Origin of the sequence: Stenotrophomonas sp. PA-6-5C, assembly GCF_021605635.1 — a bacterium.
Classification (GTDB): Bacteria; Pseudomonadota; Gammaproteobacteria; order Xanthomonadales; family Xanthomonadaceae; genus Stenotrophomonas; species Stenotrophomonas lactitubi.
Map to the genome: position 1 here is coordinate 20,570 of NZ_WKEE01000057.1, position 12,282 is coordinate 32,851.

Sequence of the window (12,282 nt, forward strand, 5' to 3'; positions counted from 1 at the left end):
GGTGCACGACTGGAAACACCGCCTGCGACGCTGGGCATTGCCTGCACTGGCCGCGCTGGTCATGGCCGGCTGTGCCCGCCAGGAGCAGGGCACCACCACCGTGCGCTTCTGGGCGATGGGCCGCGAGGCCGAAGTGGTCAGCGAGCTGATCCACGAATTCGAAGCGGAGAACCCCGGCATCAAGGTCGATGTGCAGAACATCCCGTGGACGGCCGCGCACGAGAAGCTGCTGACCGCGTTCGCTGCCGATGGCCTGCCCGACGTATGCCAGCTCGGCAACACCTGGGTGCCCGAGTTCGCCGAACTCAACGCGCTGACGCCGTTGCAGCCGTTCGTGCAGCGCTCGACCGTGGTCGATCCGAAGGACTATTTCCAGGGCATCTGGGATACCAACGTGATCCACGACGAGCTGGTCGGCGTGCCGTGGTACGTCGATACCCGCCTGATCTACTACCGCAAGGACCTGTTGGCCAAGGCCGGCTTCGACCACCCGCCGCGCACCTGGGCGGAATGGAACGAGCAGATGGCCGCGATCAAGCGCATGCAGGGCCCGAACCGTTATGCCGTGCTGATGCCGATCAACGAGTTCGAGCAGCAGCTGTCGCTGGCGCTGCAGCAGCCCGATCCGCTGCTGCGCGACGATGACACCCGCGGCAATTTCTCCAGCCCTGGCTTCCGTCGCACGCTCGGTTTCTACGCCAACATGTTCGAGCAGGGCTGGGCGCCGAAGATGTCCGAGACGCAGATCTCCAACGTCTGGGATGAATTCTTCCGCGGCTTCAACGTGTTCTACATCTCCGGCCCGTGGAACATCCGCGAGTTCAAGAAGCTGCAGCCGAAGGAACTGGAAGGGCAGTGGGGCACCGCCGCGCTGCCGGGCCCGGAGGGTCCGGGCGCGGGCATCGCCGGTGGCACCAGCCTGGTGATCTTCCGCAAGTCGCAGCAGAAGGAAGCGTCCTGGAAGCTGATCGAGTTCCTGTCGCGGCCGGCAATACAGGCGCGCTTCCACGCGATCATCGGCGACCTGCCGCCGCGCCGCAGCACGTGGAACGCGCCGTCGCTGGCCAACGATCCGCTTGCCGCCGCGTTCCGCGACCAGCTGGAGCGTGTCAAGCCGACCCCGAAGGTGCTCGAATGGGAGCGTATCGTGCAGGAAATGCGCATCGTCACCGAACAGGTGGTGCGTGGCGGCCTGCCGCAGGACAAGGCCGTGGCCGAACTGGACCAGCGCGTGGACAAGGTGCTGGCCAAGCGTCGCTGGATGCATGAACAACAACGCCTGCAGCGCAGCGCACCCCCCTCGGGTTCGACCAGTGCAGTCGCGGCCGGGAGCCCGCAATGAAACGTTCTTCCCTTGCCGGCTGGATCTTCGCCGGCCCCTCGCTGATCGTGCTCGGTGTGTTCTTCGGCCTGCCGGTAGCCTCGGCGCTGGCGCTGAGCGTGACCGACTTCGACCTGTACGCGCTGGCCGACAGCAGCAACCTGCGCTTCGTGGGTCTCGGCAACTACATCGACCTGCTGCAGACGCCGATGTTCTGGAAGTCGCTGTGGAACACCACGTATTTCGTGGTGATCGGCGTGCCGTTGTCGATCGGCGTATCGCTGGGCGCGGCGATGCTGCTCAATGCCCCGGCGGCACGCTTCAAGGCGCTGTTCCGCACGGCGCTGTTCGCCCCGGTGGTGACCACGCTGGTGGCAGTGGCGGTGATCTGGCGCTACCTGTTCCACACCAGCTACGGTCTGGTGAACTACGGTCTGGGCCACCTGGGCATCAGCCCGATCGACTGGCTGGGCGACCCCAACTGGGCCATGCCGACCATCATGCTGTTCGCGGTGTGGAAGAACTTCGGCTACAACATGGTGATCTTCCTCGCCGGCCTGCAGGCGATCCCGCATGACCTGTACGAGGCCGCGCGCATCGATGGCGCTTCGCGCTGGAAGCAGTTCCTGCACATCACCCTGCCGATGCTCGGCCCGGTGCTGCTGGTGGTCGGGGTGATTACCGTTTCCGGTTACTTCCAGCTGTTCGCCGAACCCTATGTGATGACCCGCGGCGACCCACTGCAGAGCACCGTCAGCGTGCTGTATTTCATGTTCGAGGAAGGCTTCAAGTGGTGGAACCTGGGACGCGCCTCGGCTGTGGCGTTCCTGCTGTTCCTGATCATCCTGGCGGTGACCACCGTGATGCTGCGCTTTGGCCGCAAGAGGCAGTTGGTATGAGTCGTGAAATCGGCCAGTCACGCTGGCACCCGTGGATGATCAACGGCGCGCTGCTGGTGCTGGCCCTGGTCAGCCTGGCACCGTTGCTGTGGATGCTCTCGGTCTCGTTCATGCCGCAGGGTGAGGCCACCCATTTCCCGCCGCCGCTGCTGCCGTCCAGCATCACCACGCACAACTACACGGAGCTGTTCGCGCGCACCGGCATGGGCGGGAACTTCGCCAACAGCCTGCTGGTGTCGCTGGCGATCACCCTCGGTTCGCTGCTGCTCAACACGATGGCCGGCTACGCCTTCGCCAAGCTCAACTTCGTCGGTCGTGAGCGCCTGTTCCAGGTGCTGATGGCGGCGCTGGTGATCCCGGCCCAGGTGGCGATGCTGCCGCTGTTCCTGCTGATGAAGCAGCTGGGCCTGGTCAACAGTTTCGGCGGCGTGATCGTGCCGGCGCTGGCCAGCGTGTTCGGCATCTTCCTGGTGCGCCAGTACGCCCGCTCGATTCCCGATGAGCTGCTGGAAGCGGCGCGCATCGACGGGGCAGGGGAGCTGCGGATCTTCTTCCAGATCGTGCTGCCGATGCTGAAGCCGGTGCTGGTGACGCTGGCGATCTTCACCTTCATGGGCGCATGGAACGATTTCATGTGGCCCCTGATCGTGTTGACCGACCAGGAGCACTACACTTTGCCGGTGGCCCTGGCCACCCTCTCGCGCGAACACATCATGGACGTGGAAATGATGATGGCCGGCGCAGTGGTCACCGTGGTTCCGGTGCTGGCGCTGTTCCTGGTGCTGCAGCGGTACTACATCCAAGGATTGTTGCTGGGGAGCGTGAAGGGATGAAGCGTGCGATCGCCGTTGGACTGGGCCTGTTGTGGTCTTCCCTGGCGATCGCCGCACCACCGGCGCTGCCCGCGCCGAAGGTGCTGGATGATTTCGACGACATCAGCGCATGGAAGCTGGTGTTGTCCGACCAGGTCAGCGGCTCGCTGCGGCCGGTCAGTGGTGCCGGCGGTGGCCGCGCGCTGTGCCTGGATTACGACTTCCATGAGGTCTCCGGCTACGTCGGCCTCCGTCGCCCGCTGAACATCGAGTACCCGGCCAACTACCGTTTTGGCTTCCAGCTCCGCGGTGATTCGCCGGCCAATGACCTGCAGTTCAAGCTGATCGACGCCAGCGGCGACAACGTGTGGTGGGTCAATCGCCCCGGCTACGCTTTCCCCAAGGCGTGGACGCCGGTGGAGTACCGCCGCCGGCAGATCGACAAGGCGTGGGGGCCATCGCCAGAGAAGGACATGACGCGCAGCGCGTCGATGGAGTTCACGATCTACAGCAAGGTCGGCGGCCGTGGCACCGTGTGCTTCGACAAGCTGACCCTGCAGGGCCTGCCCGCGCAGGATGATTCCGCGCTGCGGCCCTCGGTGATCGCCGATACCGCAACCGCGCTGCAGGACCGGATGATCGACGGCAAGTCCGATACCTTCTGGATCAGCGGCGGGGTCAAGCAGCAGACCATCAGCCTGGACCTGCACAAGAGCCGCGAGATCGGCGGTGCGGTGATCGACTGGCTGCCGGACCTGGAAGCGAACCGCTACACCGTGCGTACCTCCGAGGACGGTCGTGACTGGCGTACCGTGCGCGAAGTGACCGCCGGTGCCGGCGGCCGCGACTGGCTGGCACTGCCCGACACAGATGCGCGCTATGTGCGTTTCGACCTGCAGGGCGGGCCGAACTGGCGCTATGGCATCCGTGACATCACCCTGAAGCCGCTGGCGTTCGCCGCGACCCCCAATGCCTTCCTGTCCTCGGTGGCGGCCGACCTGCCGCGTGGCGCATTGCCGCGTGCTTATGTCGGCGAGCAGCCGTACTGGACCCTGCTTGGCCTGGACGGTGGCCAGGAACAGGCGCTGATCAGTGAGGACGGCGCACTGGAGCCGGCCAAGGGCAGCTTCAGCATCGAGCCGTTCATCCGCCTTGACGGCAAGCTGCTGGATTGGGCCGACGTTGCCATTACCCAGTCGCTGCAGGATCGCTACCTGCCGATCGCCACGGTCGACTGGGTGCACGAGAAGGCCGGCCTGTCGGTCACCAGCTTCGTGCAGGGCACGCCCGAACGCGCGCAGCTGATCGGGCGCTACCGGTTGAGCAATCCGGACAAGGTCGCGCACGAATACACCCTGGCGCTGGCGATCCGTCCATGGCAGGTCAATCCGCCCACCCAGTTCCTCAACACGGTGGGCGGCTTCAGCCGCATCGACAGCCTGGACGTGGGCGAGCAGCTGGTGCGCATCAATGGCGAACCGCGGCTGTATCCCCTGCAGGTGCCGGATGCGCGCTTTGCCAGCAGCTTCGACGGCAAGCTGGATGCGATGCACCTGGCCAGCGGCAAGCTGCCCGGCACCACCGCCGTGAAGGATTCGACCGGCATGGCGTCCGGTGCGCTGCTGTACACGATCAAGCTCGAACCCGGGCAGAGCCGCGAGGTGGCGATCGTGCTGCCGCAGACCGGCAGCTGGGCACCGCAGGCGCTGGACGTGGCCAAGGCGCAGCAGCAGGTCGCGGCAATGTGGCGCGACAAGCTGGGCGCAGTGACCCTGCAGGTGCCGGCTGCCGGCCAACCGCTGGTGGAAACCCTGCGCACCGCAGTGGCGCACATGCTGATCTCGCGGGTCGGCCCGCGCCTGCAGCCGGGTACGCGCTCGTACGCGCGCAGCTGGATCCGCGATGGCGCGATGATCTCCGAAGGCCTGCTGCGGATGGGCCGCAGCGATGCCGTGCGCGACTACGTGACGTGGTATGCGCCCTATCAGTTTGAAAACGGCAAGGTGCCGTGCTGCGTCGATGCGCGTGGCAGTGACCCTGTGCCGGAGAACGACAGCCACGGTGAGCTGATCTACAACATCGCCGAATATGGCCGCTACACCGGCGACACCGCCTTCCTCGAACAGATGTGGCCGCATGTGCTGGGTGCCTACAGCTACATGGAACAACTGCGGGGCAGCGAGCGCACCGAGGAGAACCGTGCGCGCAACGCCGCCTTCTACGGGATGATGCCGGCCTCGATCAGCCACGAGGGTTATTCGGCCAAGCCGATGCATTCGTACTGGGACAACTTCTGGGCGCTGCGGGGTTACAAGGACGCCGCGCAGCTGGCGGCGCAGCTGGGCAAGGTCGAGGCGATGCAGATCAGCGAATCGCGCGATCAGTTCCGTGACGACCTGCAGGCCTCGCTGCTGGCGGCCATGCAGCAGCATCGCATCGACTACCTGCCGGGTTCGGCCGAGCTGGGTGACTTCGACGCGACCTCCACCACGATCGCGTTGGCACCAGGCGGCGAGCAGGGGCGGTTGCCGCAGGAGGCGCTGGACGCAACCTTCCAGCGCTACTGGAACGAATTCGTCGCGCGCCGCGATGGCAAGCGCGAATGGAAGGATTACACGCCGTACGAATGGCGCAACGTCGCCGCGTTCGTGCGCCTGGGCTGGCGCGATCGCGCCTGGCAGGCCACCGAGTTCTTCTTCAAGGATCGCGCGCCGCAGGCCTGGAACCAGTGGGCCGAGGTGGTCTCGCGTACGCCGCGCAAGCCGTTCTTCGTGGGTGACCTGCCGCATGCATGGGTGGCCTCGGACTTCGTCCGCTCGGCGCTGGACATGTTCGCCTACAACCGCGATGCGGACGAGGCGCTGGTGCTTGCTGCGGGTATCCCGGTGTCCTGGCTGCAGGGCGAGGGCATCGCCGTGCAGGGCCTGCGCACGCCGCAGGGGCAGCTCAACTATCGCCTGCAGCGCAGTGACAAGCAGCTGGTGCTGGAGGTGCAGCCCGGCCTGGTGCCACCTGCCGGCGGCGTGGTGCTGCCATGGCCGTATGCAGGCGAACCCGGCCAGGCGACGGTCAATGGCGAGACGGTGGAATGGATCAACAACGAGCTGCATGTGCACCAGTTGCCGGCACGGGTCGAGATCGACGTGCCGAGCGCGGTGCGCCGCGCCGAACGCAAAGGGCAGTAACCATGCGTCAACCGATCGGGATCGGCCGCCGTCTCGGCGTGCTGGGGCTGGCGATCGCGCTGGCCCTGCCGGGGCTGACCGCAGCCGCTGCGCCGGTCGCCGCGGCCAACGCGGCGGCCGTCAGCGAACCCGGCATGAGCATGGTGACGTTCAACCTGCACCATGACCGCGAGGATTGGCCCAGCCGCCGTCGCACGATCGTGGCCGAGCTCAAGCGCCTGCAGCCCGATGCCATCGCGCTGCAGGAAGTGATCCAGAAGCGCGACGTGCGAAACCAGGCGCAGTGGCTGGCCAGCCAGCTCGGTTACCGCTACGTATTCGTGTCCACCGATCCGGTGGGAGCGCCCAAGCGCTACGGCAATGCGCTGCTGACCCGGCGCCCGATACTGGCCCGTGGCGAGCACCTGCTGCTGCCGCTGGATGACTACCGCACTGTGGCCCATCTGCGCATCGACGTGGACGGCCAGCCGGTCAATGTCTATGCCACCCATCTCAACGAGCGCAGTGACGACGCCGGCCAGCGCATCCGCCGCAGCCAGGTCGAGGACCTGCTGCGTTTCATTGCCGGCAGCGCTGCGGGTGCGCCGGTGGTGATTGCCGGCGACTTCAATGCACTGGTCGATGCCGGCGATCTGAGCGAGCTGCGCAGCCACTACGGCGACAGCTACGGCAGCGTGCACGTCAACACCGACCTGGCCGGTGTCAGTACGCTCAACCGACACTACTACCAGGCGCCGTCGCGGATCGACCACATCTTCTTCCAGCAGGACCAGATGGTCGCGCGCGAAGCGAAGATCCTGTTCGACCAGCCGGATGACGGCGGCCGTTGGGCATCGGATCACTACGGGGTGTGGACCCGGCTGCAGTTAGCGCCAGCAAACTGACGCACGCCTCGGTAGAGGCCAACCTTGGTTGGCACAGGCGCTGTCGCGTGCATGAAACCCACGGCGCCAACCAAGGTTGGCCTCTACCAGGGCCTGCCCTCTTGATGGTAGGGGATGGTGGGCGCCAGACGCACAAAAAAAACGGCGGGGATCATCGATCCCCGCCGTTTCGTTTGTTGCCGATCAACGATCGATCAGGCGGCAGGCGGCGTGCGCTTGCCGGCGTCCTCGTCTTCTTCCGAAGCCTGCGCGTCGGCGGCCTGTGCGGCAGCGTCGGCATGGCCATCGGCGATCGGGTCGACCGCCGCCGGAACGACCGGATCGGCGACCGGTGCAGCGGTTTCCACCGGTGCGGCTTCGACAGCCACCGGGGTTGCCGGCTGCTCGACGACCGGGGCGACTTCAACCTCGTCCTTTGGTTCGACCACCGGAGCAGCTTCCACCACCGGCGCAACGTCAGCCACCACCGGCTTCGGCTCGGCTACCGGTGCGGCTTCGACCACCGCGGTCGGTTCAGCGACCGGGGCTGCTTCGACCACGGTAGCGGTCTCGACCACCGGCGGCTTCGCCTCGATCACCGGAGCCGCTTCAGGTGCGGGCTGCACGGGCGTCGCCGCGTCGATGGCATCCAGCATGCTGGTCTGCACCGGCGACGGGGTCGGTTCGACCTTGGCGACGGCTTCCACCGGAGCCGGGGTCTGCACCGTGGCTGCCACCGGAGCGGCTGCTTCGACCACGGCGCTGCTGACGGCAGCGACCGGAGCAACTGCGGCGGCTACCGCAACCGGTGCACGTGCCGGCTTGCCGGCATCAGCGGCGGCCGGCTCGACTTCGTCATCGAAATCGAATTCCGGCTGCGAACGCGACGGCTGCACGGCGGCAACCGGGCTGTTCACCGAAGCCTGTGCAGTCTGCTCGACAGAATCGCCGTCGTTGTCTTCGCCCTCGGCATCATCGCCGTCGTCCATGTCATCACCCAGCACGTCACCGCCTGCGGCGTTCTCGGCACCACCACGACGACGACGACGACCACCGCGACGACCACGGCGGCGGCGCGTTGCGCCTTCGCCGGTCTGATCGCCCGCTGCATCGGTCGTTGCGTCTTCGACAGCCCCGGTCGCAACCACGACCTCGGCGTCGGTCGCAGCGGCGGTGGTATCCACGGCCGCGACAGTGTCGACCGCGTTTTCAGTGGCAACGGCGGGTGCCAGTGCCTTCTCTTCCTGCGCGACGGCCGTGGCGGCAACCGCAGTGGTGGCAGCCACGGCAGCTGCTGCGGTCACGACATCAGCCGGGGATTCGGCAGCGGCACGCTGCGGCTTCTCGGCCGGCTTGTCACCGTCCTGCGGGCGCGGCTGCTTCGGCTGCTTCAGCTTCGGCTGCTGCTGGCCCTGACCCTGGCCCTGTTCGTTACGCGGCTTGTTCTGCTGCGGCTGCTGCTGGGCATCCTTCGGCTTGCCCTGCTGCTGCGGCTGCTGCTGGCCATTGCCATTGCCATTGGCCTGGTTGCCGCCGTTGCGGCCATCCTTGCGCTGCTCACCGCGGTCCTTGCGGTTGCCGCCGTCCTTCTGCTGCTGCGCATTGCCATTGCCGCCGTTGCCACGGCTGTCCTCGCGACGGTCCTTGCGGTCCTTGTTGCGATCCTTGTTGCGGTCACGACGGCCGCCATCCTGCTGCGGCTGACGTGCGGCCGGGGCCGGTGCGGGCGCCGGTGCCGGCTCGCCGCCAAAGATGCGCTTCAGCCAACCAACCACACCGCCACTGGCGGCAGCAGCCGGAGCCACTGCGGCCACCGGTGCGGGTGCAGGCGCTGCGGTCGGTTCCACTTCGTCCCGCACCGGGGCGGGGGAGTTGTGCTTGACCTGGGTCACCATCGGCGGCGGGATGTTCAGCTGGCCCTTGGTCAGCGCGTGTACCGGCAGCTTGCGCGGGGTACCGCGCTGGTAGCTTGGTTTGCCGCTTTCCTCGCCCAGTTCGTTGTCGCGCAGGCGGGTGACGGTGTAATGCGGGGTGTGCAGCTGCTCGTCGGCAACGATCACGATCGGCGCCTCGTGGCGCTTCTCGATTTCGCCCAGCGCGCCGCGCTTTTCGTTCAGCAGGTAATTGGCGATCTCCACCGGCGCCTGTACCAGCACCTGCCCGGTGTTCTCCTTCATCGCATGCTCTTCAGCGACGCGGATGATCGACAGCGACAGCGACTCGACGCTGCGCATGCGGCCATGGCCATCGCAACGCGGGCAGACGATCTGGCTGGATTCGCCCAGGCTCGGGCGCAGGCGCTGGCGGCTCATTTCCAGCAGGCCGAAGCGCGAGATGCGGCCGACCTGCACACGTGCACGGTCGTACTTGAGCGCGTTCGCCAGGCGGTTCTCGACTTCGCGCTGGTGCTTGTTGGACGCCATGTCGATGAAGTCGATCACCACCAGGCCGCCGAGGTCGCGCAGGCGCAGCTGGCGGGCCACTTCTTCGGCCGCTTCCAGGTTGGTCTGGAACGCGGTGTCCTCGATGTCGCTGCCCTTGGTGGCGCGCGAGGAGTTGACGTCGACGGCCGTCAGCGCTTCGGTCTGGTCGACCACGATCGAGCCGCCCGACGGCAGGCGCACGTTGCGCTCGTAGGCGCCTTCGATCTGCGATTCGATCTGGAAGCGGTTGAACAGCGGGATGTCGTCCTTGTAATGCTTGAGCTTGCGCAGGGTCTGCGGCATCACCTGCTGCATGAACTCCCTGGCGTGCTCGTACATCTCCTCGGTGTCCACCAGGATCTCGCCGATGTCGGCGCGCAGGTAGTCACGCAGGGCGCGCACGATCAGGCGCGATTCCTGGTAGATCAGGAACGGGGCCGGCTTGCTCAGGGCGGCTTCGGCGATGGCGCGCCAGACGTTCAGCAGGTAGTCCAGATCCCACTGCAGCTCTTCCGCATCGCGGCCGACGCCGGCGGTACGGATGATGACGCCCATTTCGTCGGGGATGTTCAGCTTGTCCAAGGCGTCCTTCAGGGCGGCCCGGTCTTCACCCTCGATGCGACGGGAAACACCACCGGCGCTGGGCGAATTCGGCATCAGCACCATGTAACGGCCAGCCAGGGAGATGAACGTGGTCAGGGCAGCGCCCTTGTTGCCACGTTCTTCCTTGTCGACCTGGACGACGATTTCCTGGCCTTCCCTCAGCAGCTCGCGGATGCCGGCCTTGTTGTGGTCGACACCGGCCTGGAAGTAATCGCGGGAGATTTCCTTCAGCGGCAGGAAGCCGTGGCGGCCGCCACCGTATTCAACGAAGGCCGCTTCCAGCGAGGGCTCGATACGGAAGATCCGGCCCTTGTAGATGTTGGACTTCTTCTGTTCCTTGGACGGCTGCTCGATGTCGATGTCATACAACGACTGGCCATCCACGATGGCAACACGCAGCTCTTCAGCCTGCGTGGCGTTGATCAGCATTCGCTTCATTGTTGCGTTCCTCGCAAGCGGCTACCGCGCGGAACGCCATGGAGTTTCGCCTCTGGACACGGCTCGCCGCCCATTCGCGCAAGCGCGGGGAGGGCGGCTTGGGTTTCCAGCGCTACGACACCACGGCAGGCCGCGGGAGCGCTTCAATTTTCTGGTTTTGGGTGTTGCAGGGCCGGAGGCAGCTGTCAGCCAGGCTGGAGCGCCGCACGGGACATGTTCAGCGCGACTGCGTGTCAGGCAATCGGCGATGGCCGGGAACGCCGGTGAGCCGCTAACATGGCCGCCCCGCGGGCGGTGGTCGCGCACTGTGCCGGATTCGTCGGAAGCGGGGCTTCTGGCCCTGAGTAACTTCCAACGAAATCAATCCCTTATCTCGCCCCCCGAGTGTAACAGAATAAACAGGCTGATGACTGCACAAGACCCCACCAAGCCGGCCGGCGACAAGCCTTCCGTGCGCATGATCACCGTTCCGGCCGACCGCGCCGGCCAGCGCCTGGACAATTTCCTGCTCGGCCAGCTCAAGGGTGCCCCGCGCAGCCTTGTCTACAAGCTGGTCCGCAGCGGCCAGGTGCGCGTCAATGGCGGCCGCGCCAAGGCCGAGCGCAAGCTGGAGGCCGGCGACGAAGTGCGGATACCGCCGGTTCGTCTCACTGAAGAAGGAGACAAGGCGGGTCCGCCCGAGGCGTTCATGCGTCGGCTGGAGCAGGCCATCGTCTTCGAAGACGCCCGCCTGCTGGCGCTGAACAAGCCGACCGGCGTCGCCAGCCACGGCGGCAGCGGTATCAGTTTCGGCGCCATCGAAACCCTGCGTGCCCTGCGCCCCGGGCAGACCCTGGAGCTGGTCCACCGGCTGGACCGTGATACCTCGGGCCTGTTGATCGTGGCCAAGAAGCGTTCGGCGCTGAGCGAGCTGCAGGCGCTGCTGCGTGAAGACCATGGCTCCGGCATCCGCAAGCGCTACCTGACCCTGCTTGCCGGGCGCATGCCGGACGGTGTGATGACGGTCGATGCGCCGTTGCACGTGGGCCTGCGCCAAGGCGGCGAGCGTCATGTGCAGGTCAACGCGATCGGCAAGGAATCCATCAGTCATTTCCGGGTGCTGGAGCGGAAGGGCGGCCATTCCTACTGCGAGGTACGCATCGAAACCGGCCGCACCCACCAGATCCGTGTGCATGCCCAGCATCTGGGGCATCCGGTGGCCGGTGACGACAAATACGGCGATCCTGCGGTCAACAAGCGGCTTCGTGAGCAGATCGGGCTGAAGCGCCTGTTCCTGCATGCCGCGTCGCTGGAGTTCGCGCTGGACGACGGCAAGAGCCCGTATGTGCTGAGCGCGCCGCTGGCGGATGAGCTGGTCGAGGCGTTGGACAGGCTGAAGTAGCCCCTGCGGGGCTGACCGGCCAACGGGCGGAGCCCCCTCGTGGCTGGCGTCCAAAGCGGGATTCCGGTTTTGGTCGGTCCGGATGGGTTGGCGGGGGACGCCGTGAACCCATCCCTGGGGGCTTGGCCGCGGCATCCATGCCGCGGACACCCCCGCCAACCCATCCGGACCGACCTTCGACAGATCGCGTGCGCGTCAGCCACGGAACATCAAAAGAAGAAAAGCAGACCCGGGCCGCGTGGCGGCCCGGGTAGAGTCGAGCCATGCTCGACTCACGCGCGCAGCGCGGGCTTCGCTTTTCATTCTTTCATCGCGCGGCTGGCACGCACGGAAAAATGACGGGGCGCGGGCGGGGTC

The 12,282-nt window shown here is 66.4% G+C and carries 7 protein-coding genes; 6 read left to right on the forward strand and 1 reads right to left on the reverse strand.

Annotated features, from left to right (window positions below):
• Position 1 precedes the first annotated feature (1 nt).
• From GIW57_RS19795 to GIW57_RS19815, 5 genes are read left to right on the forward strand one after another with little or no spacing between them, the layout of a single operon-like run.
• Positions 2 to 1,342, forward strand: coding sequence for a sugar ABC transporter substrate-binding protein (locus GIW57_RS19795; protein WP_236512444.1), 1,341 nt, complete (start codon positions 2 to 4; stop codon positions 1,340 to 1,342).
• On the forward strand, positions 1,339 to 2,220 hold the full coding sequence (locus GIW57_RS19800) for a sugar ABC transporter permease (protein ID WP_089236186.1): 882 nt from the start codon (positions 1,339 to 1,341) through the stop codon (positions 2,218 to 2,220). Before GIW57_RS19795 ends, GIW57_RS19800 begins: the two co-directional genes overlap by 4 nt.
• Positions 2,217 to 3,053 (forward strand): carbohydrate ABC transporter permease, encoded by an 837-nt coding sequence (locus GIW57_RS19805; protein ID WP_089236185.1) that lies wholly within the window; start codon positions 2,217 to 2,219, stop codon positions 3,051 to 3,053. Before GIW57_RS19800 ends, GIW57_RS19805 begins: the two co-directional genes overlap by 4 nt.
• Positions 3,050 to 6,217 carry a discoidin domain-containing protein gene (locus GIW57_RS19810; RefSeq protein WP_236512436.1) on the forward strand — a complete coding sequence of 1,056 codons (3,168 nt, stop codon included), beginning with the start codon at positions 3,050 to 3,052 and terminating at the stop codon, positions 6,215 to 6,217. The genes GIW57_RS19805 and GIW57_RS19810 overlap by 4 nt, the downstream gene beginning before the upstream one ends.
• Before the next feature lie 2 nt (positions 6,218 to 6,219).
• Positions 6,220 to 7,101 (forward strand): endonuclease/exonuclease/phosphatase family protein, encoded by an 882-nt coding sequence (locus GIW57_RS19815; RefSeq protein WP_236512437.1) that lies wholly within the window; start codon positions 6,220 to 6,222, stop codon positions 7,099 to 7,101.
• Between the two features lie 194 nt (positions 7,102 to 7,295).
• On the opposite strand, the gene GIW57_RS19820 is transcribed toward GIW57_RS19815, so the two are convergent.
• Positions 7,296 to 10,544 carry an Rne/Rng family ribonuclease gene (locus tag GIW57_RS19820; RefSeq protein WP_236512439.1) on the reverse strand — a complete coding sequence of 1,083 codons (3,249 nt, stop codon included), beginning with the start codon at positions 10,542 to 10,544 and terminating at the stop codon, positions 7,296 to 7,298.
• A gap of 406 nt (positions 10,545 to 10,950) precedes the next feature.
• Between GIW57_RS19820 and GIW57_RS19825 the strand changes: the two genes are divergently transcribed.
• Complete coding sequence (locus tag GIW57_RS19825; RefSeq protein WP_100553008.1) at positions 10,951 to 11,925, forward strand: RluA family pseudouridine synthase; 975 nt, start codon at positions 10,951 to 10,953, stop codon at positions 11,923 to 11,925.
• Positions 11,926 to 12,282 lie beyond the last annotated feature (357 nt).